26 protein-coding genes are annotated in these 26,542 nt (G+C 62.2%); 14 read left to right on the top strand and 12 right to left on the bottom strand.

Annotated elements, in window-relative coordinates:
* Nucleotides 1-36: 36 nt before the first annotated feature.
* The 6 genes from MN188_RS05540 to MN188_RS05515 all read left to right on the top strand — a co-directional run bounded on the left by MN188_RS05540 (nt 37) and on the right by MN188_RS05515 (nt 6,495).
* Nucleotides 37-1,005, top strand: a complete 969-nt coding sequence (locus MN188_RS05540; protein ID WP_242106589.1) for an XdhC family protein — start codon at nt 37-39, stop codon at nt 1,003-1,005.
* The gene (locus MN188_RS05535; RefSeq protein WP_242106588.1) at nt 1,002-1,985 is read left to right on the top strand and encodes a molybdopterin-binding protein; all 984 of its coding nucleotides are present in this window, start codon (nt 1,002-1,004) and stop codon (nt 1,983-1,985) included. The genes MN188_RS05540 and MN188_RS05535 overlap by 4 nt, the downstream gene beginning before the upstream one ends.
* A 159-nt stretch (nt 1,986-2,144) precedes the next feature.
* Nucleotides 2,145-2,627 carry a (2Fe-2S)-binding protein gene (locus tag MN188_RS05530; protein WP_242106587.1) on the top strand — a complete coding sequence of 161 codons (483 nt, stop codon included), beginning with the start codon at nt 2,145-2,147 and terminating at the stop codon, nt 2,625-2,627.
* A gap of 15 nt (nt 2,628-2,642) precedes the next feature.
* On the top strand, nt 2,643-5,003 hold the full coding sequence (locus tag MN188_RS05525; RefSeq protein WP_242106586.1) for a xanthine dehydrogenase family protein molybdopterin-binding subunit: 2,361 nt from the start codon (nt 2,643-2,645) through the stop codon (nt 5,001-5,003).
* A gap of 12 nt (nt 5,004-5,015) precedes the next feature.
* Entirely contained in the window at nt 5,016-5,795 is a 780-nt protein-coding gene (locus tag MN188_RS05520) for an FAD binding domain-containing protein (protein WP_242106585.1), read from the top strand.
* A gap of 136 nt (nt 5,796-5,931) precedes the next feature.
* Nucleotides 5,932-6,495, top strand: a complete 564-nt coding sequence (locus tag MN188_RS05515; RefSeq protein ID WP_242106584.1) for a hypothetical protein — start codon at nt 5,932-5,934, stop codon at nt 6,493-6,495.
* Between the two features lie 137 nt (nt 6,496-6,632).
* Here the strand turns inward: MN188_RS05515 and infC are convergent, their stop codons facing one another.
* Nucleotides 6,633-7,127 (bottom strand): translation initiation factor IF-3, encoded by a 495-nt coding sequence (infC, locus tag MN188_RS05510; protein WP_242106583.1) that lies wholly within the window; start codon nt 7,125-7,127, stop codon nt 6,633-6,635.
* Between the two features lie 242 nt (nt 7,128-7,369).
* Here infC and MN188_RS05505 point away from each other — a divergent pair, with 242 nt between their 5' ends.
* Nucleotides 7,370-8,023, top strand: coding sequence for a hypothetical protein (locus MN188_RS05505; protein ID WP_242106582.1), 654 nt, complete (start codon nt 7,370-7,372; stop codon nt 8,021-8,023).
* A gap of 152 nt (nt 8,024-8,175) precedes the next feature.
* Nucleotides 8,176-10,050 (top strand): hypothetical protein, encoded by a 1,875-nt coding sequence (locus MN188_RS17685; RefSeq protein ID WP_242106581.1) that lies wholly within the window; start codon nt 8,176-8,178, stop codon nt 10,048-10,050.
* A gap of 66 nt (nt 10,051-10,116) precedes the next feature.
* Here the strand turns inward: MN188_RS17685 and MN188_RS05495 are convergent, their stop codons facing one another.
* The 5 genes from MN188_RS05495 to MN188_RS05475 form a co-directional block, all read right to left on the bottom strand.
* The gene (locus MN188_RS05495; protein WP_242106580.1) at nt 10,117-10,950 is read right to left on the bottom strand and encodes a ferredoxin--NADP reductase; all 834 of its coding nucleotides are present in this window, start codon (nt 10,948-10,950) and stop codon (nt 10,117-10,119) included.
* A gap of 66 nt (nt 10,951-11,016) precedes the next feature.
* Complete coding sequence (locus MN188_RS05490) at nt 11,017-11,427, bottom strand: DUF934 domain-containing protein (RefSeq protein WP_242106579.1); 411 nt, start codon at nt 11,425-11,427, stop codon at nt 11,017-11,019.
* The gene (locus MN188_RS05485; RefSeq protein ID WP_242106578.1) at nt 11,424-12,161 is read right to left on the bottom strand and encodes a phosphoadenylyl-sulfate reductase; all 738 of its coding nucleotides are present in this window, start codon (nt 12,159-12,161) and stop codon (nt 11,424-11,426) included. The genes MN188_RS05490 and MN188_RS05485 overlap by 4 nt, the downstream gene beginning before the upstream one ends.
* The gene (locus tag MN188_RS05480) at nt 12,151-13,815 is read right to left on the bottom strand and encodes a nitrite/sulfite reductase (protein WP_242106577.1); all 1,665 of its coding nucleotides are present in this window, start codon (nt 13,813-13,815) and stop codon (nt 12,151-12,153) included. Before MN188_RS05480 ends, MN188_RS05485 begins: the two co-directional genes overlap by 11 nt.
* Entirely contained in the window at nt 13,808-14,113 is a 306-nt protein-coding gene (locus tag MN188_RS05475; RefSeq protein WP_242106576.1) for a DUF2849 domain-containing protein, read from the bottom strand. The genes MN188_RS05480 and MN188_RS05475 overlap by 8 nt, the downstream gene beginning before the upstream one ends.
* Nucleotides 14,114-14,257: 144 nt before the next feature.
* Here MN188_RS05475 and MN188_RS05470 point away from each other — a divergent pair, with 144 nt between their 5' ends.
* A complete protein-coding gene (locus MN188_RS05470) occupies nt 14,258-14,719 on the top strand; it encodes an Lrp/AsnC family transcriptional regulator (protein ID WP_242106575.1) in 462 nt (153 codons plus the stop codon).
* Between the two features lie 97 nt (nt 14,720-14,816).
* On the opposite strand, the gene MN188_RS05465 is transcribed toward MN188_RS05470, so the two are convergent.
* Nucleotides 14,817-15,983, bottom strand: coding sequence for a cytochrome P450 (locus MN188_RS05465; RefSeq protein WP_242106574.1), 1,167 nt, complete (start codon nt 15,981-15,983; stop codon nt 14,817-14,819).
* A gap of 60 nt (nt 15,984-16,043) precedes the next feature.
* Between MN188_RS05465 and MN188_RS05460 the strand changes: the two genes are divergently transcribed.
* From MN188_RS05460 to MN188_RS05440, 5 genes are all read left to right on the top strand, one after another.
* Complete coding sequence (locus MN188_RS05460) at nt 16,044-17,753, top strand: sensor histidine kinase (RefSeq protein WP_242106573.1); 1,710 nt, start codon at nt 16,044-16,046, stop codon at nt 17,751-17,753.
* Nucleotides 17,750-18,988, top strand: a complete 1,239-nt coding sequence (locus tag MN188_RS05455) for a sigma-54-dependent transcriptional regulator (protein ID WP_242106572.1) — start codon at nt 17,750-17,752, stop codon at nt 18,986-18,988. Before MN188_RS05460 ends, MN188_RS05455 begins: the two co-directional genes overlap by 4 nt.
* Nucleotides 18,989-19,233: 245 nt before the next feature.
* On the top strand, nt 19,234-20,235 hold the full coding sequence (locus MN188_RS05450) for a DctP family TRAP transporter solute-binding subunit (RefSeq protein ID WP_242106571.1): 1,002 nt from the start codon (nt 19,234-19,236) through the stop codon (nt 20,233-20,235).
* Between the two features lie 66 nt (nt 20,236-20,301).
* Nucleotides 20,302-20,961 (top strand): TRAP transporter small permease, encoded by a 660-nt coding sequence (locus tag MN188_RS05445; protein ID WP_242106570.1) that lies wholly within the window; start codon nt 20,302-20,304, stop codon nt 20,959-20,961.
* A gap of 3 nt (nt 20,962-20,964) precedes the next feature.
* Nucleotides 20,965-22,356 carry a TRAP transporter large permease gene (locus MN188_RS05440; protein ID WP_242106569.1) on the top strand — a complete coding sequence of 464 codons (1,392 nt, stop codon included), beginning with the start codon at nt 20,965-20,967 and terminating at the stop codon, nt 22,354-22,356.
* Nucleotides 22,357-22,424: 68 nt separating this feature from the next.
* On the opposite strand, the gene MN188_RS05435 is transcribed toward MN188_RS05440, so the two are convergent.
* The 5 genes from MN188_RS05435 to MN188_RS05415 form a co-directional block, all read right to left on the bottom strand.
* A complete protein-coding gene (locus MN188_RS05435; RefSeq protein WP_242106568.1) occupies nt 22,425-22,616 on the bottom strand; it encodes a YgaP family membrane protein in 192 nt (63 codons plus the stop codon).
* A gap of 66 nt (nt 22,617-22,682) precedes the next feature.
* Complete coding sequence (locus tag MN188_RS05430; RefSeq protein ID WP_242106567.1) at nt 22,683-23,339, bottom strand: Crp/Fnr family transcriptional regulator; 657 nt, start codon at nt 23,337-23,339, stop codon at nt 22,683-22,685.
* A gap of 25 nt (nt 23,340-23,364) precedes the next feature.
* Nucleotides 23,365-24,237, bottom strand: a complete 873-nt coding sequence (gene mmsB, locus MN188_RS05425; protein WP_242106566.1) for a 3-hydroxyisobutyrate dehydrogenase — start codon at nt 24,235-24,237, stop codon at nt 23,365-23,367.
* Between the two features lie 12 nt (nt 24,238-24,249).
* Complete coding sequence (locus tag MN188_RS05420; protein ID WP_242106565.1) at nt 24,250-25,272, bottom strand: enoyl-CoA hydratase/isomerase family protein; 1,023 nt, start codon at nt 25,270-25,272, stop codon at nt 24,250-24,252.
* Complete coding sequence (locus tag MN188_RS05415) at nt 25,272-26,417, bottom strand: acyl-CoA dehydrogenase family protein (protein ID WP_242106564.1); 1,146 nt, start codon at nt 26,415-26,417, stop codon at nt 25,272-25,274. Before MN188_RS05415 ends, MN188_RS05420 begins: the two co-directional genes overlap by 1 nt.
* Nucleotides 26,418-26,542 lie beyond the last annotated feature (125 nt).

Genomic DNA, 26,542 nt, shown 5'->3' with positions numbered 1-26,542 from the left:
CTTGCGCCGCCATCGCTTGGCAGGCAACCTTCCCCCATGACAAACAGGTTTGATGACATTCCCGAAACCGCCCTGTCCTGGCATCGGGCCGGGAGTGGGGCTGTGCTAGCCACGGTTGTGCAGACCTGGGGCAGCGCGCCACGCCCGGTTGGCAGCCAACTGGCCATTTCTGGTGACGGAGAGATCGCCGGCTCGGTCTCGGGCGGCTGCGTCGAAGGCGCGGTGGTGCTTGAGGCGCAGGAGGCTCTGGCAGACGGAAAATCCCGCATTCTGGAGTTCGGCGTGTCGGATGACAGCGCGTTTGCGGTCGGGCTGGCCTGTGGCGGCACGATCCGCATCCTGGTCGAACCGGTGGGCGCAGGGCTGAGCGAGCTGTTGCTGGCCGAATTGGTGTTGGCGCGCGCCGAACGGGTGCCGGTCGCCTATGTGGTGAACACCGAAAGCTGGGTGCGCGCGGTGGCCCGCGACGGCCATGACGACCGCTTCCGTGGTGATCGGTCGGGCTTCGAGGAAGATGGTGTGACCTTCGTGGCGATCCACAATCCGCCCCTGCGCATGGTCGTGGTCGGCGCCGTTCACATCGCCCAGGCGCTGATCCCGATGGCGCGCATGACCGGGTTCGATCCGCTTCTGATCGACCCGCGCGGCGCCTTTGCCACCGAAGAGCGGTTTCCTGGCGAAGATATTCGTGAGGATTACCCGGATGACATTCTGCCCGGTTTCGGGCTGGACGCGCGCACCGCTGTCGTGACCCTGTCGCATGACCCGAAGATTGATGATCCGGGGATTGAGGCCGCGTTGGTCTCGAATGTGTTTTACGTCGGTTGCCTGGGGTCCACACGCACCCATGCGAAACGGGTCGAACGGTTGGTCGACCGGGGTTTCAGCCCGGACCAGATCGCCCGCATCCATGCGCCGATCGGGCTGGATATCGGGTCGAAATCCCCCGCCGAGATTGCCGTGTCGGTGATGGCGCAGATCATCGAACGGCTGCGACGCGGATGAAGTTCGGGCCTGTTCCCATATCTGACGCGCTTGGCGCGGTGCTGGCGCATTCCGTCGCGGTGCCGGGTGGGCGGTTGAAAAAAGGGCTGGTGTTGGAGCGCAAGCACTTATCGGCCTTGTCCGACGCAGGTTTGTCCGAGCTCACCGTGGCGCGGTTGGACCCAGAGGACGTGGCCGAGGACGCGGCCGCAACCCGTGTGGCGGCGGCGATCTGCGGGCAAGGGCTACGGGCCAGTGTGGCCACGACGGGCCGGGTGAACCTGATCGCGGAGGGGCCGGGCATTGTTGACGTGGATGCGGACCGGGTCGCGGCGCTGAACCGGGTGGACCCGATGATCACTCTGGCGACGCTCCGCCCCTGGAAGCAGGTTGCCGCGGGCGGCATGGTTGCGACGGTAAAAGTTATTTCCTACGGCGTGGCGGATGACGCGGTGCAGGCGGCCTGTGAGGCTGGGCAGGGCGCTCTGTCCCTGCGCACGCCAGTCGTGTCGCAGGCGGGGCTGATCCAGACCACCTTCGGCGCGGATGATGGCGTCAAGGGACACCGGGTTCTGAGCGAACGGCTGGTCCGATTGGACGTGACGCTGGGGGCCAACACCATCGTGCCGCATTCGGTTGATGCCCTGGCCAATGCGTTGAAAATGGCCGCCGGTGAGGTGCTGTTCATCCTGACCGGATCGGCCACCTCGGACCTGCACGACGTGGCGCCGGAGGCTCTGCGCGCTGCAGGGGGTATTGTGCATCACTTCGGTATGCCGGTTGATCCGGGCAACCTGTTGTTTCTGGGCGCACTGGACGGGCGTCCGGTGATTGGCCTGCCGGGGTGCGCCCGGTCTCCGGCGCTGAACGGTGCGGACTGGGTGATGGAGCGGATCCTGTGTGGCGTGCCGGTGACCCCGGGGGACATTGCCGCGATGGGGGTGGGCGGGCTGCTCAAGGACATTCCGCAGCGCGGCCGGATGCGCGATCGGCAGGCGTGATCCAGAGGAGTGCCTTCGGCACGCTTGTTTGTTTGATGGGCGCCTGAATTCAACCGAATGGTCAGAAAACTGCAACTCTCGCGATATTGGGGGGTTCTCAGAACCCGCCTGTCGTGCTTTGCTGGCGCTAACAACAATACAAAATCCAGGGAGGATACCATGGCACAGGTCAAAATGACCGTGAATGGCAAGGCTGTTTCGGCACCTGCCGAAGGGCGCATGCTCTTGTCCACATATCTGCGCGAGGCGCTGGGGATGACCGGCACCCATGTCGGCTGCGACACCGGGCAATGCGGCGTCTGCGCGGTGCATGTCGATGGAAAGCTTGTAAAAAGCTGCAACATGTTCGCCGCCGAGGCCGAGGGGGCCGAGGTCACCACTGTCGAGGGCATGGCGAACGAAGATGGATCGCTGGGCGCGATCCAACAGGCGTTTCAGGACCATCACGGTCTGCAATGCGGGTTTTGCACACCGGGCATGGTGATGGCGGCGTCAGCGCTTCTCAAGGTCAACTCGAAGCCCACCGAGGCTGAGGTACGTGCGCATCTGTCGGGCAACCTGTGCCGCTGCACGGGCTATCACAACATTGTCAAAGCGATCATGGCGGCATCCGGTCAGGATGTTGCCGTGGCCGCTGAATAAAGGGGAGAATCAGACATGGCTGATGGAGGCATTGGCGCCCCGAACAAGCGGCGCGAAGATATCCGGTTCCTGACCGGTAAGGGAAACTACACCGACGACATGAACAAGCGCGGCCAGGCCTATGTGGCCTTCGCCCGCTCGCAGGTCGCGCATGGCACATTGAAAGGCGTGGACACATCCGCTGCCCAGGAAATGCCGGGCGTCGTGCGGGTGTTTACTGGCGCGGATTTCGCCGAGGTGGGGGGCATCCCCTGCGGTTGGCAGATCACCGACAAGCACGGCGAAGTGATGCAGGAACCGGCCCATCCGGTTCTGGCCCAGGGCAAGGTGCGCCATGTGGGTGATGCGTTCGCCGCTGTGGTTGCCGAAACCGCCGAACAGGCCCGCGACGCCGCCGAGGCGATCGAGGCTGACATTGATGAGCTGCCCGCCGTGGTTGACATGAAAGCCGCGCTGGCCGACGGCGCGCCCAAGGTGCATGACGATCTGACGTCGAACCTGTGTTACGACTGGGGGTTCGTTGAGGAAAACAAGGGGGCGGTGGAAGAAGCCTTCAAGAACGCGGCCCACGTCACCACGCTGGATCTGGTCAACAACCGTCTGGTGGCCAACCCGATGGAACCGCGCGTCGCAATTGGCGACTACGACAGTTCCTCGGGCGATTCGACGCTGTTTACCACCAGCCAGAACCCGCATGTGATCCGCCTTTTGATGGGCGCGTTCGTGTTGGGTATTCCCGAACACAAACTGCGGGTTGTGGCCCCGGATGTGGGCGGTGGCTTTGGATCGAAGATTTTCCATTATGCCGAAGAGGCATTCTGCACCTTCGCGGCCAAGGCGATTGACCGGCCGGTCAAGTGGACCTCATCCCGCTCCGAGGCGTTCATCACGGATGCCCACGGGCGTGACCACGTGACGACAATCCAGCTGGCGCTGGACAAGGACAATAACTTCACCGCGCTGCGCACGGACACCCACGCGAACATGGGCGCCTATCTGTCCACCTTCGCGCCGTCGGTGCCGACCTGGCTGCATGGCACGCTGATGGCGGGCAATTACAAAACGCCGCTGATCTATGTGAACGTGAAGGCGGTGTTCACCAACACGGTGCCGGTCGATGCCTATCGCGGGGCCGGGCGTCCCGAGGCGACCTATCAGCTGGAGCGCGTGATTTCGAAGGCTGCGCTGGAACTGGGCGTCGACCCGATTGCGCTTCGCCGTCAGAACTTCATCACCGAGTTCCCCTATGCCACGCCTGTGGCGGTCGAGTATGACACCGGGGACTACGTCGCGACGATGGACAAGCTGGAAGAGATCGCGGATCTTGCGGGCTTTGAAAAGCGGGCCGCGGCGTCCAAGGCCAAGGGCAAGCTGCGCGGTCTGGGCGTGAACTGCTATATCGAGGCGTGCGGCATTGCGCCGTCGAACCTTGTGGGCCAATTGGGCGCGCGCGCAGGTCTGTATGAAAGCGCCACGGTGCGGGTGAACGCCACCGGCGGGCTGGTCGTGATGACCGGCAGCCACAGCCACGGGCAGGGGCATGAAACCGCCTTCCCGCAGGTGATCGCGGAGATGATCGGCATTGATCCTTCCATGGTCGAGATCGTGCATGGCGACACCGCCAACACGCCGATGGGCATGGGCACCTATGGCTCGCGCTCGCTGGCGGTCGGCGGCTCGGCCATGTTCAAAGCGACGGAAAAGATCATCGCCAAGGCGAAAAAGATCGCGGCGCACCTGATGGAAGCCGCCGAGGGTGACGTGGAACTGGCAAACGGTGAGTTCAGCGTGGCAGGCACCGACAAATCGGTGGCTTGGGGTGATGTGACCCTGGCCGCTTACGTGCCGCACAACTACCCGCTCGAAGACATCGAGCCGGGGTTGGAAGAAACCGCGTTTTACGACCCGGCGAACTTCACATACCCGTCCGGCGCCTATGCCTGTGAGGTCGAAGTGGACCCTGACACTGGCAAGGTGACGATCGAAGCCTTCGCGGCGGCCGATGATTTCGGCAATATCGTCAACCCGATGATCGTCGACGGTCAGGTGCATGGCGGTATCGGCCAGGGCATCGGCCAGGCGCTTCTGGAAGGCGCGGTTTATGACGAGGACGGTCAGCTTCTGAACGGCTCGTTCATGGATTACGCCATGCCGCGCGCCGATGATCTGCCGTTCTATACGGTCGATCATTCTTGTCAGACGCCGTGCACCCACAACCCGTTGGGTGTGAAAGGCTGCGGTGAAGCCGGCGCGATCGGATCCCCGCCCGCGGTGGTGAATGCCGTCGTCGATGCGCTTAGACGTGGCGGCAGCGACATCACCCATATCGACATGCCCCTGACGCCCTCGCGCGTCTGGGCGGCAATGCAGAAGTAAGGAGGACAGGACATGTATGAATTTGACATCAAATCGCCCTCCAAACTGGGCAAAGCCGTGCGCATGCTGCGCAAGCATGAGGACGCGCAGGTGTTGGGGGGCGGGCAGACCCTGATCCCCACGCTGAAACAGCGCCTTGCGGCCCCGTCCGTGCTGGTCTCGCTGGCGAAAATCGACAAGCTGAAGGGGATATCGTCCGACAGCGGCACGGTCACCGTCGGCGCGGGCACCTGTCACGCGGATGTGGCGGCGGACGACACGATTTCGGCCTTGTCGGCGCTGGCGGGGGGCATCGGTGATCCGGCAGTGCGCAATCGCGGCACGATCGGTGGTTCGCTTGCCAACAATGACCCGTCGGCCTGCTATCCGGCTGCGGCCTTGGGTCTGGGGGCGACCATCGTCACCTCGGCGCGTGACATCGCCGCGGATGACTATTTCCAGGGCCTGTTCGAAACGGCCTTGGATGAAACCGAGATCATCACGTCGGTGACATTCCCGATCCCGGACGCGGCGGCTTACGTGAAGTTCGACCAGCCTGCGTCCCGTTTTGCGCTGGTGGGCGTCTTCGTCTCGCGTAAAGGCTCGGACGTGCGCGTGGCTGTCACTGGCGCGTCCGAAGATGGCGTGTTCCGCTGGGCCGGCGCCGAAGAGGCATTGTCGGCCAACTTCGCACCAGAGGCACTGGACGGCCTGACCCCGTCCGGTGACATGATCGGCGACATCCACGGATCGCCCGAATATCGCGCGCATCTGGTCGGCGTGATGGCAAAACGGGCTGTTGCCGCCTGCTGAGTTGTCCCAAGTAAGTTGACAGAAAGGCCCTGCAATCGCGGGGCCTTTTTCGCTTTGCGTGACTTGCATCAACGTCGAAACCGGCGATTTGGTGCTATCATTCTCCAGTTGGTTTTTTAAGGAATGGAGGCACGTCATGTCCCATGAAAACACCACATATATCAACATCCCCGAAGCCGTAGGCGTTTTCGACAGCGTCAAGTCGATGCAAGGGGCCATGTACGATCTGATGATGGCCGGGTTCAGCCGTTATGATATTTCGGTTCTTGGCAGCGAAGAGGCGATGATCGAGAAGCTGGGATCCGCCTTCCTTCGGCCTGAAGAATTGGAGGACAATCCCGACGCCCCCCGCGCCGCATTCGTATCCGAAGAGGCGATGGGGGAGCTTGAAGGTGGGATCATCGGCGGGCTTTTCTTCTTGGGATCCTATGCTGCGCTGTTGTCGCTTTTGACCCCGGCCAGCACGGTGGCCGCGTCGGTTGCGGCCGTCGCGATTGGCGGCAGCCCGTCTGCGGCATTGGGCATCATTCTGGCCCGTCGTGTCGACAAGCATCACAAGGATTACTATGAAAATCAGCTCAAGAATGGTGGTATTCTGATCTGGGTGCGCACGATCGACAAAGACAAAGAGGCCTTGGCGGTCGACATCATGAAGCAGCATTCTGGCCGTGATGTTCATGTGCATGGCTGGAGCGAATGAGCCAGCCGTAAGGCATTAATCTAGAAAAGAAAAAGCCCCGGTTGTTCGCCGGGGCTTTGAATTCTTGTCTGGATGCTCTCGGCCGTGTTTTCATGGAAAACCTGCCGGTCGAAGGAGCGTTTCACATCATTGAAGGTCTACTTCGGCAGCGGTCCGATCATCATGATCATCTGACGGCCTTCCATCTTGGGCATGTTTTCAACCTTGCCCAGATCCTTGATGTCCTCGGCCACGCGCTCCAGCAGCTCACGCCCCAGGTTCTGGTGCGCCATTTCGCGGCCGCGGAAGCGCAGGGTGACCTTCACCTTGTCGCCGTTTTCCAGGAATTTGAACACGTTGCGCATTTTCACGTCATAGTCATGCGTGTCAGTGTTCGGACGGAACTTGACCTCTTTGACCTCGATGATCTTCTGCTTTTTGCGCGCCTCGGCTTCCCGTTTCTGGGTTTCGTATTTGAACTTGCCGAAATCCATGATCTTGCACACGGGCGGGTTTGCATTGGGCGAGATTTCGACCAGGTCCAGCCCGGCGTCGTCAGCCAGCTGCATGCCACGCGCGGGGGTGACCACACCGACGTTTTCACCGTCGGCGCCAATAAGGCGAATTTCGTCGGACCGGATGCGATCGTTCACACGGGGGCCGGTGTCACGCTGCGGAGGGGCGTTATGAGGTCTGCGAGCTATGGTGTCGTTCCTTCTGATATTGCCATCAAGCTTGGGCGCAGAAGGTAAAGGCCCGCCCCGGCGCTTTCAAGCCGATAGTTGGCCTTTTGACGCAAGATCGCTGTTTCTCCCCTTGCGAATGCCTACCCTATGGCGCAAGTCCTGCCCTGAGACGTGCAAAATGCGTCTGGTGACAAGTTGAGGAACACACCATGAAGAAAACCTGGATCATTCTGCTGCTTCTGGTCGTTGTCGGGTTCGGAGGATACACTTGGTATTCCGGGCAACAGGCAAAGATGGCCGAGCAGGAAGCCGCCACAGCCGCTGCCGAAGCTGCCGCTGCCGCCGAAGAAGCCGCCGCTGCTGAAGCCGCCGCCGCCGAAGCTGCTGCTGCCGAAGCCGCCGCCGCCGCTGAGGCCGAAGCAACTGCTGCTGCCGAAGCTGCTGCTGCCGAGGCCGCTGCCGCTGCCGAAGCCGCAGTTGCCGAAGCTGCTGCTGCCGCCGAAGCTGCGGCTGCTGAAGCCGCTGCCGCCGCTGAAGCCGCTGCTGCTGAGGCTGCCGCGGCAGTCGAAGAAGCCGTTGAATCAGCCACCGACGCCGCCACGGATGCCGTGACCGGTGCGACCGACGCTGTGACTGATGCTGTTACCGACGGCGCTGCGGATACGGCTGGCGACGCGATGGGGATTGCCGATCTCCTGACACCTGACGCTTTCGACGCTGGAAAGCTGGGCGAGATGATTGAAGGCAGCGAGATGGGCACGCTGCAAAAAGCCGCGCTGCAACAGGCGATCGCTCAAGCTGCCGAGAACCCCGAGCTGGTTCAAGGCGTGATCGACCAAATCAAGGCCGCTATGGGCCTCTAAGCCCGATCAAATCGAAAAATGGGGCCCGATCTGTCTGGATCGGGCCCTTTTTTGATCTGCGACAAGCCCAGCGCATTCCGGGCGCGGTAGACTCCGAACTGGAGGGGTAGACCATGCGCATCAGAGATTTTGTTTTTCCCATTTTTTTTGCAGTGCTCACCACCGTTGCGGTTACGTCGGCCCTGGCCCAGGCGTCGGGTCAGAAGGGCGGCTCTGAGGTGACCAAGGGCGGAGGGGAGATCGCTCCCGCGCCCGCACCGCAACCTGTCGCGCCACTCGAAACGCCGGCCGAGGAAATGTCGGGGATGGAGCTGGTGCTTTGGATGCAGGTGCGCGAAAGCGACGAACCGGCGGATTTTCAGCGGTATCTGGACACATACCCGACAGGCACCTTTGCCAACCTGGCCCGCATCCGCCGTGATGCGTTGGCGGCGGCAGGGGAGCCTGAACCTGCGCCGAAACCCGCTTCGGAAACCGTGGTTGAACAGGCGCCCAAATCGGTGCCGGTGGTTCCCGCCGCCCCCGCGCCTAGTGATGCGGCGGCGGATGAGATGGACCTGCATCCGCTGATCCGGGCCTGTGACCTGGCCGCCGGACATCCCGGAGACCCGACCAAACCCGCGGGGCTGTCCGGTAAAGAGTTTGACGAAATCGACACCGGTGCAGCGGTCAAAGCTTGCATGGCCGCACACGAGGCGCAGCCTGATCACGCCCGCACGACCTACAACCTTGGCCGCACCTATGCTGCTGCCAACGCGGATCGTCTGGCAGAGCGGTTCTATCTGGACGCCGCTGCAGCGGGCCACGCGCAGGCGAATGTGGGCTTGGGCTATCTCTATGAAGACACGTCACCTGCCGAGGCGATGGCGTATTACCGTCTGGCGTCCGACGCTGGCCACCCATCTGGCATGGTCGAATTGGGGTGGGGATACTACATCGGGGAAGGCGTCAGCCAGGACGCCGAGCACGCCGTGCGGCTGTTTCAGAAGGCTTATGACCTGAACAGCGCACGCGGCGCGCATGGCCTGGCGATCGCGCTGCGAGATGGCAAGGGGATTGCCAAGGACGAAGCACGGGCCGCAGTCCTTCTGGAACAGGCAATCGCACAGGGATACGCCTATTCCAACATTGCCTTGGGGTATAGCTATGAGGTGGGACTCGGGATTCCAAAAGACCTTGAGAAGGCGGTGGCCCATTATCAGGCTGCAACTGACGCCGGCTATAACGGGGGGCGGACGAACTTATGCGTGATGTACTACAACGGTCTGGGCGTCGCCCAGGACTTTGAAACGGCGCGGGAGCTTTGCCGTGTGTCGGCGGATGCCGGACAAGTCCGTGCGATGCGGCTTCTCGGCAAGATGTATGAGCATGGCGATGGTGTCGCGCAAAGCTACGAGACCGCCGTCGCTTGGTATCGAAAAGCTGCCGACTTGGGCTACGCCGACGCGCAAAACTCGCTGGGCTACATGATCGACAGGGGCTATGGCACCACGGAGGATCCGATCGAAGCGAACCGATATTTCAACCTGGCGGCCGTGCAGGGCAACGACTATGCCATGTTCAATCTGGCGCGCGCCTATGCCAATGGTCGTGGGGTGCCACAGGATGACGGGCGCGCGGTCGGGTATTATAATCAGGCGGCAGAGCTTGGTCACAGCACGTCTATGTTTCATCTTGGCTGGGCTTACCTGAACGGCAAAGGCATCGCGCGCGACCCGGTGACCGCGGTTGGCTGGTTCGAAAAGAGCCTTGATGCTGGCAACAAAGATGCCCTGTCCAGCCTGGGGTTCGCCTATGAGACAGCGCAGGAGATTTATGACCCGCGCAAGGCCGCGCAGTATTATCTTCGGGCTATGCAGGCCGGCGACGACTGGCCGCTGGGGCGTGCGCAGCGCGACTGGGACCGGGCCACGGCCAAGGTGGTGCAGACGCTGTTGAGGCAGGCCGGGCTGTATACCGGCGCCATCGACGGCGCGATTGGGCGCGGGTCGGTCGATGCGATGCGTCAGCTGTTGCCGCAGAACTGAGCCCAGAAACGAAAAAGCGCCGCGCGGGGTCCCCTGCGCGGCGCTTTTGTGTTTCGACTGGGCGGATCAGTCCAAGAAGGCTTTTTCCACCACATAGGTCTGCGGGTCGGAATTCGCGCCTTCGACCAGGCCGAAGTTTTCCAGCATTTCCTTGAGTTCCAGATTGAACGCCAGGTTTCCACAGATCATGGCGCGGTCATTCTTGGGGCAAATCGGCTCTACCTCAAGATCCTTGAAGGCGTCGCCCGAGTTGATCAGATCCGTGATCCGGCCCATCTTGGGGCTGTCTTCGCGGGTCGTGGTCGGGTAATACTTGATCTTCTTCCAGAACCCGTCACCGATCACCTCGTTCAGCAATTCGTCGTCCTTCAGGCCTTCGATGATGTCGCGCCCATAGGTCAGCTCTCCGGCCGTGCGGCAGGTGTGGGTAATGATCACCTCGTCGTAATCTTCATAGGTCTGCGGTTCGCGCAAGAGGCTGGCGAAGGGGGCAAACCCGGTGCCGGTGGCAAAGAACCAGATGCGTTTGCCGGGCAGAAGCGCGTCATGCACCAGCGTGCCCACAGGTTTCGGGCGCAGGATGACCTCATCCCCTGGCTTGATGTGCTGCAGCTTCGAGGTCAGCGGCCCGTCCGGCACCTTGATCGAGTAGAACTCAAGCTCTTCGTCCCAGCTGGGCGAGGCGATCGAATAGGCACGCAAAAGCGGCTTGCCGTTGTCACCCATCAACCCGATCATCACGAATTCACCCGACCGGAACCTGAGCGACGCAGGCCGCGTGCAACGGAAGGAAAAAAGTCTGTCGGTATAATGCTTTACCTCGGTTACTTTTTGCGCGTCGGGCAGGGTGGGGACGGGTTTTACAACAGCTGCATCAGTCACGGTCGTCACTTCATTCATGGTTTCGGCAGGGCGGAATACCCTGTCCTCTCGGACCCCGTATATAGGGGCAAGGGTTAAGGGGGTCTAGCCGCGCAGCCGCGACTGATGGTCATAGGCGCGCCAGTCCGCGCGAAAACGCCAATGTGCCTCAGGTTGGCGCAGAGACTGGACCTTGGAAATCTCAACCTCGTCAAACCCCGCACGGCGCGCCATCGCGTATTGGTCGCTGATCACATGTCCTGCGGCCCGCAGTCGCCCGGTGAAACCCATCAGCCGCAATTGGCGGGCAATGGTGAAGCCGCGTCCGTCCGCGAAAGAGGGGAAGTCGACCCGGATCATCCCGATTCCGCCCAAGCGGCCCAGCAAGGATGCCGGGTCGGTGTCTGGGGACAGGTCCAGCCCGCGCCGGTCCTGCGCTTGGTGCGCCGAAAGCGGGGAAAATCCATGCGCCCAGTCCTCGCGGGCAAAGCCCGTATCGGTCACGATCACGCTCATGCGCTGTCCTTTCGTGTGATTTTTCCATCGACGATGTGAATGCCGCATTCCACCTTGTCCTCTCCACGCCAGCGCCCGGCGCGGGGGTCTTCGCCCGGTTGCACCGCACTTGTGCAGGGCGCACAGCCGATCGACGGAAATCCCCGGCGCACCAGCGGATGCAGCGGCAGGCGGTTGTTGACGATATAATCCTGCACGTCGCCCGGCGCCCAATGGGCCAGCGGGTTCACCTTGAGCCGCCCGGCGTCGACCTCGAAGAACTCAAGACCGGCGCGTTTGCCGCCCTGGAAGCGTTTGCGCCCGGTGATCCAGGCGTCAAACCCGTCAAGCGCGCGGGCCAGCGGTTCGACCTTGCGCAGGGCGCAACAGGCGTGGGTGTCGGCCAGATGCAGGATCGCATCGGGGTCACGGCGGAACGCAGCTTGCGGATCAGGTCGGATCACCCGCACGTCAGACAGGCGCAGGTCCGCACAGACCTTTTCCTGATAGGCCAGCGTTTCGGCAAACAGCATCTGCGTGTCGAGAAAGACGACCGGCAGGGAGCGATCAACACGCGCCACCATGTGCAACAGCGCGATGCTTTCGGCTCCGAAGCTCGAAACCAAGGCAGCGGTGCCAACCTGAGGATCGGTCAGGGCGTGTTCCAATACAGAAATGGCCGAGTGATGGCGATAGCGCGCGTTCAGTGCGGCGGCGCGCTCGGTGAGGGCGGGCAGGGGGGCTTCAAGCGGCATCATGTGCCTCCTTGGGGTAAAGTGCGGCCTTGAACGGGGCGTCGCCCAATCGGCGATAGGTGGCCAGGAAGGTCTCCTCCGCCGTCCGGCGCAGCGCCAGATAGGAGCGGATCACCCGTTCGATCGCGGGCACGATCTGATCATGGGCAAAGCCGGGTCCGGCCCGCTGCCCGATCACCATCTGTGCACCTTCGTCACCGCCCAGTGTGATCTGGTAGTTTTCTACGCCAGCGCGATCCAGCCCCAGGATGCCGATATGGCCCAGGTGGTGGTGACCGCAGGCGTTGATGCAGCCGGAAATTTTCAACTTCAGTGCGCCAATATCCTGTTCCAGCTGAAGCGCCGCGAACCGCGTCGCGATCTCTTGCGCCACAGGGATCGAGCGTGCGGTGGCCAGGGCGCAATAATCCATACCGGGGCAGGCAATGATGTCGCTGATCAGCCCGGCATTGGCCGTGGCCAGCCCGGCCTGGCGCAGCGCGTCGTGCAGCGCGGGCAGGTCCGCGCGATGCACATGTGGCAAGATCACGTTCTGGTCGTGACTGATGCGAATATCGCCATGGCCATAGCGCTCGGCCAGGTCGGCGATCAGGCGCATTTGCGCGCTGCTCGCATCACCCGGCGTGGCGCCGTGAGCTTTCAGTGAAATCGTGGCAATGGCATAGCCCGGCGCCCGGTGGGCGGTCAGGTTCGTGTCGGACCAGGACCTGAACACCGGGTCCGCATCGCGCGCGGTATGAAAGTCCGCGTCATCCGCGGTCATGAACGGGGGCGGGGCAAAGGTGGCGGTGATCTCACGCAACAGCACCTGATCCACCCCAGTGAACAACGGTTTCAGTTGGGCAAAGCGGGCCTCTACACGGTCGCGTATGGTCTCGATCCCATGCTCATGCACGGTGATCTTGATCCGCGCCTTGTATTTGTTGTCGCGTCGTCCCAGCAAGTTGTAGACACTGACGATGGCTTCGACATAGGGCAGCAGGTCAGCGCGCGGCAGGAAGTCGCGTAGCACCTGACCTACTATCGGTGTGCGTCCCAGTCCGCCGCCGACAAGGATCTGATAGCCCGTTTTGCCGTCACGCTGCACGATGCGAATGCCGATGTCATGTGCTTTGGTCACAGCGCGATCGGCGGGGCTGCCGGTGACCGCCAGCTTGAACTTGCGCGGCAGAAACTGGAATTCCGGGTGGTCAGTGGACCATTGCCGCAGCAGTTCGGCGGTGGGACGGGGGTCTTCGACCTCATCCGCCGCGGCGCCCGCGAAGGGGTCGGCGGTCACATTGCGGATCGTGTTGCCAGAGGTCTGAACCGCGTGCATGCCGACTTCGGCCAGCGCCTCCAGCATGTCCGGCACGTCACGCAGCTGTGGCCAATTGAACTGGATGTTCTGCCGCGTGGTGAAATGGCCATAGCCCTTGTCCCAGCGATCCGCGACCGCCGCCAGCTGGCGCATCTGATCCGGTGACAGCGCGCCATACGGAATGGCCACCCGCAGCATGTAGGCATGGAGTTGCAGGTAAAGCCCGTTCATCAGGCGCAGGGGTTTGAATTCCTCCTCGCTCAGATGACCCGCGATGCGGCGCGCGACCTGGTGGCGAAACTGGTCGACACGGGTGGACAGGAAGCCGTTGGGAAACGATGCGTGATCAAGCATGGGGCTGCTCCTGCAACTTTAATGCCTGACGCGACGGTCCGGTGGCCCGGACGACTTCGCGGAAATGACGCGGCGTTGGGCCACTTGCCCCTTGTTGGACATCGGCCAAATAGGCGCCCACGGCGATATGCGGCTGGGTTTCGGCCTCGAACAACCGGGCGTTTGCCTGGTCCGGGTCCTGCAAGACCGCGGCCATTGCCAGGTCGCGAACCCAGGCGCCATTCTGGGTCAGGTAGATCACATCACCGGTCATGAGGTCGTTTGCGGTGACGACTTTCGGTGTGAAAGGGCGGGACATGGCGGGCTCCTGTTTTGGCTTGTGTTGCGCGTCAATTTAGAACAATGTTCCAAGAAAGGGACCCCATGTCGGGTTGATAAGAACGTTTGTTCCGATTGAGCCAAAGTTCAGAACATGGGGACTGACACGGAAGGGATACGTGGAATGACGATGCGACTGGATGATGTGGACCGGAAAATCCTGCGCGAGCTTCAGGCGGATGCGAGCCAGTCTCTGGACCTGATTGCGCGCAAAGTGGGGTCATCGAAGACCCCGGTCTGGAACCGGATTCGCAAGATGCGCGAAGGCGGGGTGATTGGACCGCAAACGGTGATCGTGGACGCCGAAACGCTGGGCTTTGAGGCGTGCTTTTTTGTATTGATCCGCACCTCGGAGCATGAGGCGGAGTGGCAGGCGAAATTCCTGACTGCGCTGCGGGAACGCCCCGAGGTGATGGAAGCCCACCGCCTGGCGGGTGAGATCGACTATATCCTGAAGGTGCGGGTCGCGAATGCGCGCGCCTATGACGAGTTTTACCAGGCGCTGATCTCCGAAGTGAAAATCTTTAACGTCACCGCGCTTTTGTCGATGGAAGAGATCAAGTTCACCACACAATTGCCAGTCTGATTTGGCGTGATCTGGCGGGGTAGCTGCGCCACGCAGGACAGGTGAATGAGGGGCGCGGCCCCTCAAACTCCCCGGGATAGGTCTGGAAAGCTGAAATTCAGGTGCGAACCATCAGCCGGCTCAGGCCGTGGAAATGATACACGTCAGCATATTCCGGTCGCGCGGCCAGGGTCAGGTTTGGACAGCGGTCAAACAGGATTGGCAGGGCGTGGATAAGCTCAAGCCGGGCCAAGGGCGCGCCGACGCAGAAATGCACGCCAGCCCCGAAGCTGGCATTTGGCCGGATCCGGCGGGTCGGGTCGAAACGATCAGGGGCGTCCCACATGTTCGGGTCGCGATTGGCCGAAGCGAGCAGCAGCCCGACCTCATCCCCGCGTTTGAAATCGTGGCCGAAGAGTGTGATGTCCTCATAGGCAAAGCGGGTGAACATGTGCAGCGGCGGGTCGTAGCGCAGGGTTTCTTCGACCAGCGTTTCGGTGGTGGCGGGACTGGGGCGGTGCCCGGTTTCCAACAGCAGTTTCACCGCGTTGGCCAGGGAATGCACCGTGGCCTCGTGACCTGCGTTCAAAAGCAGGATGCAGGTGGTGATCAGCTCGTCTGTCGACAGTTTTTCACCGTCTTCCTCGGCGGCAATCAGTTGGGTGATCAGGTCGTCGCGCGGATCGCGGCGGCGGTCTTCCACATAGGCGCGCATGAAACCCACAAAGGCCTCGGTGGCGACGACCGCCTGATCCTCGATCGTGCGAGTGCGGCGGGCCTGATACATCGACACCATCGCGTTCGACCAGGCCAGAAGGTCGTCGCACATGGTTTCGGGCACACCCAGCAAACGGGCGATGATGATGACCGGGATGCGGGTGGCGAAGGCGGTCAGCAGGTCGAAGTCATCTGCCGGGAAGGCATCGATCAGCTGATGTGACAGCGCTTCGATCTCGGGCGCGAGACCTGCGATACGGCGTGAGGTAAAGGCACGCAGGACCAGGCTGCGCAGGCGGGTGTGGCGCGGGGCTTCCAGCTCCAGCATCGAATGCGCTTCGACCGCGTAGAACGGTGCCAGATGCGCCGGCACCTCACGCGGGGTGACCGGTTCGCGGCCGAAGCGCCGGTCGCGCAGAAGCCCGTTCACCGCGGCGAAAGAGGTGGCCATCGGCATCGCGTAGTCGTCCCACCAGATCAGGTCGCCGCCCGCGCGGGCTTTGGCATAGAACAGGGCGGGGTCCTGCACGAAGGCAGGGTCGGTCGGGGATTGGGACAGGCGTTTCATCTCGCGACCTTCCCCCAAAGCGACTGGCCTTTGCAAGCTTGCATTCCTATGCTGGCTGCTATGGTCAAATCGCTGCGTTCGATCTGGGTTCTGGCCTTTCTGGCCGCCGTCGCTGTGTTCAGCGCGGGGGTCTATGGCGTGGCGTGGCGCGCGGCCCTGAATGCGTTGTCCGAACGCGGGCGTACCGATCTTACGCTGGCTTCGGACCGGTTAACGCGGCACCTGTTTCGCTATCGTGAATTGGCGGTGATGCTGGGGGAGCATCCGACGCTGGAGGCGCTTTTGGACGGCCAAGGTGACCCGGCGGCGGCGTTGGCGGTGTTGCGCTCGATGGCGGACAAATCCGGCGCGCAGGGTCTTATGTTGGTGGATCGAGAGGGCCGGGTCATGGCCGCGACGCAGCCCGATCTGGTGGAGCGCGATGTCACCGGCGGACCGTTGCGCCGGGCGCTGAACGGTGCGCTGGGGGCGGGCAACCTGACGCAAAGGGCCCGCTCCGGGCAGACCCAGCGTCTGTTCACCTTCGCGGCCCCCGTGTTTACCGATCCGGGCCCCGCGCGCGGCGCCGTGATCAGCGAGGTTGATATCTGGCTGTTCGAACAGAACTGGCCCACCACCGCCACCGCCGTGTTCTTCGTCAATCAGGCCGGGCGGGTCATGGTGTCGAACCGGTCCGAGTTGGTGCTGACGGACCGGTTCGGCGACGAGGGCTTTCCGGCCCATACGATCCGGCGCTGGTTCGGGCATGAGGTATGGACGCTGGACGGTGGGCCATATCTGCCGCGCCAGGCGCTGCGCCTGTCCGCTGGCCTGCCGGTGATTGATCTGACGGGTGAGATCCTTCTGGACACTGCGCCCGCCAGTCACACCGCAAGTTTGCAAGCCGCGATGGCAGCGGCGTTCTGCCTGGCCTTTGGCGCGGTGCTGATGGTGCTGACCGAACGCAGGCGCGCGCTGTCGGACCGGCTTAGGCTTGAGGCTGCCGCGAATGCCCGGTTGGAGGCGCGGGTGGCCAAGCGAACAGCCGCACTAAGCCAGGCCAACGACGATTTGCGCCGGGCGCAGACGGATCTGGTGCAGGCGGGCAAGCTGTCAGCATTAGGCCAGATGTCAGCAGGCATTAGTCACGAGTTGAACCAGCCGCTGATGGCGATCCGGTCCTTCGCGGAAAACGGCGCGGCGTTTCTGGAGCGCGGCGACCGCGACAAGGCGGGGCAGAACCTGACGCGGATATCCGAGCTTGCCCGGCGCATGGGACGGATCATCAAGAACCTGCGCGCTTTTGCGCGTCAGGAAAGCGAACCGATCGGCGATGTGGACCTGGGCCAGGTGGTGGATGCGGCGCTGGAAGTGGTGGCGGGCAAGTTGGCGGGCGTGACTGTCAGCTGGAACCGCCCGACCGTGCCGGTGCTTGTGCGCGGCGGCGACGTGCGGCTGCAACAGGTGGTGTTGAATCTGATCTCGAACGCGGTGGACGCGATGGAGGGCCGCCCGGTGCGCCAAGTCGAAATCGCGCTGGACACTGACGGCGCACGCGCCCGTCTTTCGGTGCGCGACACGGGCCCCGGCATCACCGAACCTGCACGCATATTCGACCCGTTCTATTCCACCAAACAGGTCGGTGCCGCCGAGGGTATGGGGCTGGGCCTGTCCATTTCCTATGGCCTGGTGCAAAGCTTCGGTGGCGCGATCCGGGGGCACAACCACCCTGACGGCGGGGCGGTGTTCACGGTCGAGCTGGATCGGGCCGGCATGGAGAAAGCAGCATGAGCAATCGGGTTTTGATGGTCGATGACGACGCGATGGTGCGCGAAGCCCTGGGACAGACGCTGGAACTGGCGGGGCTGACCCCGACGCTGGCGGCCTCCTATATCGAAGCGAAAGACCACATTGCACCCGAATTCGACGGCGTTGTGATCAGCGACATCCGCATGCCCGGCAAGGACGGTTTCGCTCTTCTGGCCCGCGCTCAAGAGGTCGACGCCGAGCTTCCGGTGATCCTGCTGACCGGTGAGGGCGACATTCCGATGGCAGTGCGGGGGATGTCCGCTGGAGCCTTTGATTTCCTGGAAAAACCCTGTGATCCCAATGATTTGTTGGCCGTTGTGCAGCGCGCCCTGCGCAATCGCAGCCTGGTTCTGGAAAACCGCCGGTTGAAGCGACAGGCGGAAACCGGTGACGCGGCCGCGCGGCTTTTGTTTGGCGAAAGCCGGTTGGCTGATGAGCTGCGCGCGCGGGTGCGTGCCGCGTCCCGCACCCAGGCCGAGGTGCTGATCTGCGGCGAGGCAGGCACGGGCACCGGCAAGGTGGCCGAGGTGGTGCATCTACTGTCGGGCGCCGCGATGCGCCCCTTCGTGAAACTGCCCGCCGCAGGCCTGAGCGCCGAAGCGCTTCTTGACGGGTTCAGCCGCGCCGAGGGTGGCACGCTGTTCCTGGACGAAATCGCAGCACTGGACCCGGCGGTGCAATTCGTGCTGCTGGACCTTTTGGACCGACCGGGTGGCGCGCGGGTTGTGGCGGGCTGCTCCTGTGATCTTGAGACCGAGGCGGGCGCGGGGCGGTTCAATCCCGACTTGTTCTACAAGCTCGACATCATGCGCATTCGCATCCCCGCGCTGCGGGAGCGCAAAGAGGATATTCCGCTTCTGTTTCGCCACTACGTCGCCATTGCCTGCGAACAGGCCGCGCTGCCCGAACCCGAGATCGGGCAGGAGATGCTGGCCCGCCTGATGGCGCAGGACTGGCCGGGCAACGCGCGCGCGCTGATGAATGTCGCCATGCGGTTTGCGATGGGGCTGGGCGAGGCGGACGAAGGCACCGGGCTGGGTCTGTCCGAGCAGTTGGCGCAAGTGGAACGTTCGCTTCTGATCGAGGCTTTGCGGCGCCACAACGGCGGTGCCAGTGCCGCCGCGCGCGACCTGAAACTGCCGCGCAAAACCTTCTATGACAAGCTCAGCCGCCACGACATCCGGCCCGAAAGCTTCCGCGGGCAAGCCGCCGAGTGACTCGATGGACTGTGCGGATTTTCGCACAAGTCTGTTCCGCGTCTGTGTGATATACCGCTCAATCGTCGCTTGGACCGGTCGTTTGATAAACGCCTTTCCCAGAACAACTCTTTGCAAAACCACAAGAAACTGACCTTCCCTGTCCGTGAACTCCGTTTTCCTTGAGCCAACCCGCCGCCCGTGCCCAAATACGCCCACGCGCCCGTTCGGGTGCCTGATACTTTCTGTCTGGGAGGACACAGCATATGAAATTTCTGACCATGGCCGCCACGGCCCTTGCCCTGGCCGTGACCGCAAACACGGCAACTGCCGCCTGCGACGCAGGTGAAATCGTCATCAAGTTCAGCCACGTCACCAATTCCGACAAACACCCCAAGGGCATCGCCGCCTCGCTGCTGGAGCAGCGCGTGAACGACGAGATGAACGGCAAGGCCTGCATGGAGGTGTTCCCGAACTCGACCCTGTACAACGACAACCAGGTGCTTGAGGCGATGCTTCAGGGCGACGTTCAGCTGGCGGCTCCGTCGCTGTCGAAATTCGAAGCCTTCACCAAGCAATTCCGTATTTTCGACCTGCCGTTCATGTTCAAGAACATGGATGCGGTGGACGCGTTCCAGCAATCCGACACCGGACAGGCGATGAAGGAAAGCATGACCCGCCGCGGACTTCTGGGCTTGGCCTTCTGGCACAATGGTCTGAAGCAATTCTCGGCCAACAAGCCGCTTGAAATGCCGACGGATGCTGCCGGGCTGAAGTTCCGGGTCCAGACGTCGGACGTTCTGGTGGCGCAGATGGAAGCGATCGGCGCAAGCCCGCAGCCGATGGCATTCTCCGAAGTCTACGGCGCGCTGCAGACCGGCGTTGTCGACGGGCAGGAAAACACCTGGTCCAACATCTATGGCAAGAAGTTCTTCGAAGTGCAGGACGGCGTGACCGAAACCAACCACGGCATCATCGACTATCTGGTCGTGACCAACGTGGACTGGTGGGAAGGCCTGGACGCCGATGTGCGTGACCAGCTGGCCACGATCATGAAAGAGGTCACCATGACCCGCAACGGCGAAGCCTTCGCGGTGAACGAAGCCGCCAAGCAGTCGGTGGTCGACGCCGGTGGCATGGTGCGCCAGCTGAACGATGAGCAGCGCATGGCCTGGGTCGCGGCGATGAAGCCCGTCTGGTCGCAGTTCGAGGCTGACGTAGGCGCCGACAACATCGCTGCTGCACAGGCGATCAACGCGCAGCACTAAGGCACAGGAAAAAACCGCATGGTCCGGCACGTCGCCGGGCCATGCCGCCATCGGGAGGGGACCGGGATGAGCGCAGGAACACCACACAAAGCGGGCTTTGAGGAGACGGCAATCGCGCTGATTCTTGGCCTGATGACGATGATCACGTTCGTGAACGTGGTCATGCGGTATGTTTTCAATTCGGGTCTGATCTGGGGACTTGAAGTCACCTTGATCCTGTTCGCCTGGCTGGTCATTTTCGGCATTTCTTATGGCGTGAAGATCACCGCCCATTTGGGTGTGGACGCGATCACCAACTTGTTGTCGCCCCGTGCACGCCGGAGCGTGGCGCTGATTGTCGGGGTGATCTGCATCGTCTATTCGTTCCTTCTTCTGAAAGGCGCCTGGGACTATTGGGCGCCCTATGCCGCGCTTGACCGCACCTCGGGTCGCTGGTTTCCGACCGGTTTCGAAAAGACTCGCGACCAGGCCTGGTACATCACCGACCAGGTGCCGATGCTGGACTTCCTCAGATTTCTGGAGCCTCTGATCAACCAGGGTGAAACCTATGACAAGCTGCCGCGGGTGATCCCCTATGCGATCCTGCCCGTCGGTGCTGCCCTGCTGCTTTGGCGGTTCATTCAGGCAACGATCCGTGTCTGGCGCGGCCAGGCCGATGGGCTGATCGTCAGCCACGAGGTCGAGGACGAGATCGAACACATCAAAGACCACCAGTGGGAGGAATAAGCCATGGATGTCGTCTTTCTCTTTGCCATGGTCGTGGGCCTTCTGCTGATCGGCGTGCCAATCGCGATTTCGCTTGGCCTGAGCTCGATCATCTTCCTTCTGGTCTTCTCTGAAACCTCGCTGGCCTCGGTCGCACAGAGCTTTTATCAGGCTGAAGCCGGGCACTACACGCTGCTGGCGATCCCGTTCTTCATCCTGGCGTCCAGCTTCATGTCGACCGGCGGTGTGGCCCAGCGGATCATCCGCTTTTCCATCGCCTGCGTGGGGCATTTGCGCGGCGGGCTGGCGATTGCTGGCGTCTTTGCCTGCATGCTGTTCGCGGCCCTGTCGGGGTCCTCCCCGGCCACCGTGGTCGCCATCGGCACCATCGTCATCGCGGCGATGCGCCAGGTCGGATACACCAAGGATTTCGCTGCCGGCGTCATCTGTAACGCGGGCACACTGGGTATCCTGATCCCGCCGTCGATCGTCATGGTGGTCTATGCATCCGCCGTCGAGGTCAGTGTCGGGCGCATGTTCCTGGCAGGCGTCATTCCCGGCCTTATGGCAGGCCTGATGCTGATGATCGCGATCTATGTGATCGCGACGATCAAGAACATGCCCAAGGGCGACTTCCAGGGCTGGGGCGAGGTCTGGACCTCGTTCGCAGACGCGGTCTGGGGCCTGCTGCTCATCGTGATCATCATGGTCGGCATTTATGGCATCCCCGGCATCACCGGCGCATTGTTCACCCCCACCGAAGCGGCTGCTGTCGCATCCGTCTATGCCTTCTTTGTGGCCAGCTTCATCTATCGTGACATGGGGCCGTTGGCGGACAGGGGCGAGGGCAAAAAAAGCGTGCTCCAAAAACCGGTGGCGATCGTTACCGCGTTTTTCCACCGCGATACCCGCGACACGCTGTTTGAAGCCGGGCGCCTGACCATCACCCTCATGTTCATCATCGCCAATGCCTTGATCCTGAAGCATGTCCTGACCGATGAACAAATCCCGCAGCAGATCGCGGGGGCGATGCTGTCAGCGGGCTTTGGCAAGATCATGTTCCTGATCATCGTCAACATCATCCTGCTGATTGGTGGTCAGTTCATGGAACCTTCGGGCCTTATCGTGATTGTCGCGCCGCTGGTCTTCCCGATCGCGATCGAGCTGGGCGTGGACCCGATCCACCTTGGCATCATCATGGTGGTTAACATGGAAATCGGAATGATCACCCCACCGGTTGGGCTCAACCTGTTCGTCACCTCTGGCGTGGCCGGGATGCCGATGATGCGGGTCGTGAGGGCCGCGCTGCCGTTCCTGGCCGTGCTCTTTGTCTTCCTGATCATGGTGACCTACATCCCGTTCCTGTCGACCTGGCTGCCGACGATGTTGATGGGACCAGAGATCATCACGCATTGATCCGAAAACCTGCACACAAAAAACGCCGGGCCGTCACAGCCCGGCGTTTTAACGTTTCGCAAGAAGGGTTACTTCTTCATCGGGCACGTGTTGATCCCGACCAGCGAATACAGCGGGCAAGACCCGAGTGCACCGGTTGCCAGCGGGATGATCCCGATCCAAGCCCAGACCGGACCGCCGAACAGGGCCCATGCGACCAGCGCCAAGCCGACCACAACGCGCAGGATACGATCCAGGTTGCCTTCGTTTTTCTTCAACATGAGAGACTCCTTTCCTCTGTCTGAGGTGAGTCTACGCCCCGCAATCCGCAAAGGCACGTGACGAGGTCACATAGCGGACTTGTCCCTGAGGTCGATCAGCGCGGCGGGGTTCAAAAGGCGCACCAGCCCGCGATCCTGCGCCACGATGCCGGCTTTGGCCCATTTGTCCAACCGCCGCGACACGACCTCGCGCGCCGAGCCGATTGCGGTGGCCATGTCGGCCTGGGTCATCCGCAGGGTGCTGCCCTCGGCCCGGTCCAGGATCAACCCGGCCAGCCGCGCCTCGACCGGAAGAAATGATACGTTTTCAACAAGTTGCATCATCGATTGCATGCGTTCGGCAAAGGCGGAAAAGACCAGGCGGCGAAACCCTGGCGAACTGTCCAGCAGCGCAAAGAACACATCGCGCGGGATCAGCACAAGGCGTGCGGCGCCATCCGCCGTTGCCTCGGCCGAGTAGGCATCACCCCCCAGAAGACCCAGCGTCGACTGGATGCAGGATTGCCCGGGGGCCACACGATAGAGCAGAATGTCGCGCCCGTTGGGGCCGATCAACTGCACGTCAACCTGACCCGACAGCATGACGACATAGCCTTTGACCGTTTCTCCCGGGCAAAACAGAACCGCACCCGACGGCACATCAACCGGCGCGAGCGTATCAAGCAGCGCGCGGGCAGGGGCGTCCAGCCCGGTAATGTCCGGTGCGTCCTGGGTCCAGCTCATGAGGCGAGCCTAGCCGCCCTGCGCCTTAGCCGCGAGAGCGTTTTTCAAAGCGCGGCAACATGGCCGAGAAATCCTTGCCCAGCCCATCTTCGTTATCGACGAAATCGGTGTAAAGCTGGGTCGCGCGTTCGCCCATCGGGGTGTCGGCGTCCACCGCTTCGGCGGCCTGCTGCGACAGGCGCAGGTCCTTCAACATCAGCTCGGCGGCAAAGCCGGGCTGGTAGTCGTTGTCGGCAGGCGATTGCGGGCCCACACCAGGGGCGGGGCAATAGGCATTCATCGTCCAGCTGTAGCCCGACGACGTCGACACGACGTCGAACATCTTTTGCCGGTCCAGCCCCAATTTGTCAGCCAAGGCAAAGGCTTCGCAGGTGGCTGCCATGGTCACGCCCAGGATCATGTTGTTACAGATCTTGGCGGACTGACCTGCGCCTGCGTCACCGCAATGCACGGCTTTCTGCCCCATGATGTCAAACAGCGGTTCGGCCTTGGCGAAGGCGTCCGGGCTACCGCCCGCCATGAAGGTCAGCGTGCCACCGGCCGCGCCGCCCACACCGCCCGACACGGGGGCATCAACGAACAGCAGGCCGGAGGCTGCGGCATCATTGGATACAGCACGCGCGCTTTCCACGTCCACGGTCGAGCAATCGACCAGCGCCGCACCCTTGGACATGGCCGGGATGATCTCGGCGGCAACGGCGCGTAGGATCTGACCGTTGGGCAGCATGGTGATGACCACGTCCGCGCCTGTGGCTGCCTCGGGCCCGCTGGACGCCTTCATCACGCCGTCAATCGCGACATCCGCCATGTCAAACCCGGTCACCTCGTGACCCGCCTTGGCTAGGTTCGCGGCCATCGGGCCACCCATGTTGCCCAGTCCGATAAATCCGATTTTCATGGCGTGTTCTCCTCAGAATGTCAGTGCGTTGTCGCCCAGCGGCGCCAGCATGGTGTCAATCGCCTGTTGCGGCAAGCTGTCGGCGTCATGTTTCCAGTTCGGGCTGCGATCCTTGTCGATGATCGCGGCGCGAATGCCTTCGATGAAATCGCCGTGCTCCATCGCGCGAAAGGTGAACCTGTATTCCAGGTCCAGCGCGGTGCGAATGTCCGTGACCCCCTTCAGGCGGGCCAGCATCTCCAAGGTGAAGCCGACAGACAAGGGGGAGTTGCGCAGGATGGTTTTCAGCGTCTTTTGCGAAAACTCACTGTCCGATCTGCGTAGGTTCGACAGCAGATCAGGCAGGGTGGTCACATCGAAGAGTTGATCTATTTCAGCTTTATCCGCGTGAATGACCCCGTTCGGCGCCGGTTCGGCTCGCAGAATTTTAATATTTCCGGTTTCGACGAGCTTTGCGATCATCTCTGGCCAATTCGCCTGGGAAATGAACATGTCGGCAAAGCCAATTTCGATCGCGTCGCCCGCGTTCATCCGCGCCCCGGTGGTGCCCGCATAGGCACCCAGATGCCCCGGCGCATTCGCCAGGATCATCGAGCCGCCCACGTCCGGCACAAGGCCGATCCCGACTTCGGGCATCGCGATCTGGCTGCTTTCGCCGACGATCCGGTGCGAGCCGTGGCACCCCACGCCCATGCCGCCGCCCATGGTGAATCCTTGCAGAAAGGACACGATGGGCTTGGCATATTCGTGGATCTTGGCGTTCATCCGGTATTCATCGCGCCAAAAGGTCTGACCGAAGCCGAAATCACCGGCCTTGCCGGTGGCATAGAGGTCCGCGATGTCGCCACCTGCGGAAAAGGCTTTGTCGCCCTCGGCATCCAGGATTACCAGCGTCACGTCGTCATCGTCGCGCCAGGCGTCCAGCGCCACCTCGATCGCCAGACACATGTCATAGGTGACCGCGTTCAGCGCCTTGGGGCGTGTCAGCGTGATCCGGCCAGCGCGGCCTTCCTTGCGGACATGGATATCCGACATCAGCCGCGATCCGCCAGCATCTGGCGCGACACGATCAGACGCATGATTTCGTTGGTGCCTTCCAGGATCTGGTGCACGCGCAGATCACGAACGATCTTTTCTATGCCGTAGTCGGCCAGGTAGCCATAGCCGCCGTGCAGCTGCAGACAGCCATTGGCAACGTCGAAACTGGCGTCGGTAACGTAAAGCTTTGCCATCGCACAGAATTTCGACGCGTCGTGGGCCTTGTTGTCCAGCTTCCAGGCAGCCTGGCGCAGGAAGGTGCGGGCCGATTGCAGCTTCGTTTCCATCTCGGCCAGTCGAAACTGCAGCGCCTGGAACTGGTCGATCGAACGACCGAACGCCTTGCGTTCGCCCATATAGGTCAGGGTCAGGTCCAGCGCGTTCTGCGCGCCCCCAAGTGCCGAGGCGGCGATGTTCAGACGTCCACCGTCCAGCCCGGCCATGGCATAGGTGAAGCCCTTGCCCTCTTCGCCGATCAGGTTGTCGGCGGGAACTTTGCAGTCGTCAAATTGAACCTGCGCGGTGGGCTGGGCTTTCCACCCCATCTTTTCTTCGAGCCCGCCAAAGGACAGGCCAGGCGCGCCATCTTCGACCACCACGGTCGAGATACCCTTCGGGCCGTCCTCCCCGGTGCGCACCATCGTGACATAGGCGTCGGAGTAACCACCGCCCGAGATGAACGCCTTGGTGCCGGTCAGCGAAAAACCTTCGTTGGTCTTTTCCGCCCGGGTGCGCAAAGCCGCGGCGTCCGAGCCAGAGCCGGGTTCGGTCAGGCAGTAGGAAAACACCTTTTCCATCGTGCATAGATCGGGCAGCCATTTCTGCTTGGTCTCTTCCGAGCCGAACTTATCGATCATGCCGCCGCACATGTTGTGGATCGACAGGAACGATCCGACGGCGGGGCAGGACATGGCGAGGGCTTCGAACACCAGGGTTGCGTCAAGACGAGTCAGCCCGGTGCCGCCAAAATCTTCGGACACATAGAGGCCACCAAAGCCCAGCTGGGCGATTTCCGTCCACAGCTCTTTCGGGATCGTGCCGTCCCGTTCCCAGGCCATCGCGTTGGGGGCGATGTGTTCCTGGCCAAAGGCATGGGCCATATCGAAAATGGCTTGTTGTTCTTCTGAAAGGGCGAAATCCATGGGCATATCTCCGCGCGCGTGTCGAGTTGGTGGCCTGTTTACGTGCCAATCCTTACAGGAATTTTGCAAGGTGAAAACCGGCGCAGTGCCCCGCGTTTCTTACAAAAAAACGGGCTGGGCTTTTG

This window comes from Aliiroseovarius subalbicans, assembly GCF_022678625.1.
Taxonomy (GTDB): domain Bacteria; phylum Pseudomonadota; class Alphaproteobacteria; order Rhodobacterales; family Rhodobacteraceae; genus Aliiroseovarius_A; species Aliiroseovarius_A subalbicans.
The sequence above is the reverse complement of the archived record's forward strand: the minus strand, read 5'-3'. Positions and strand labels throughout refer to the sequence as shown.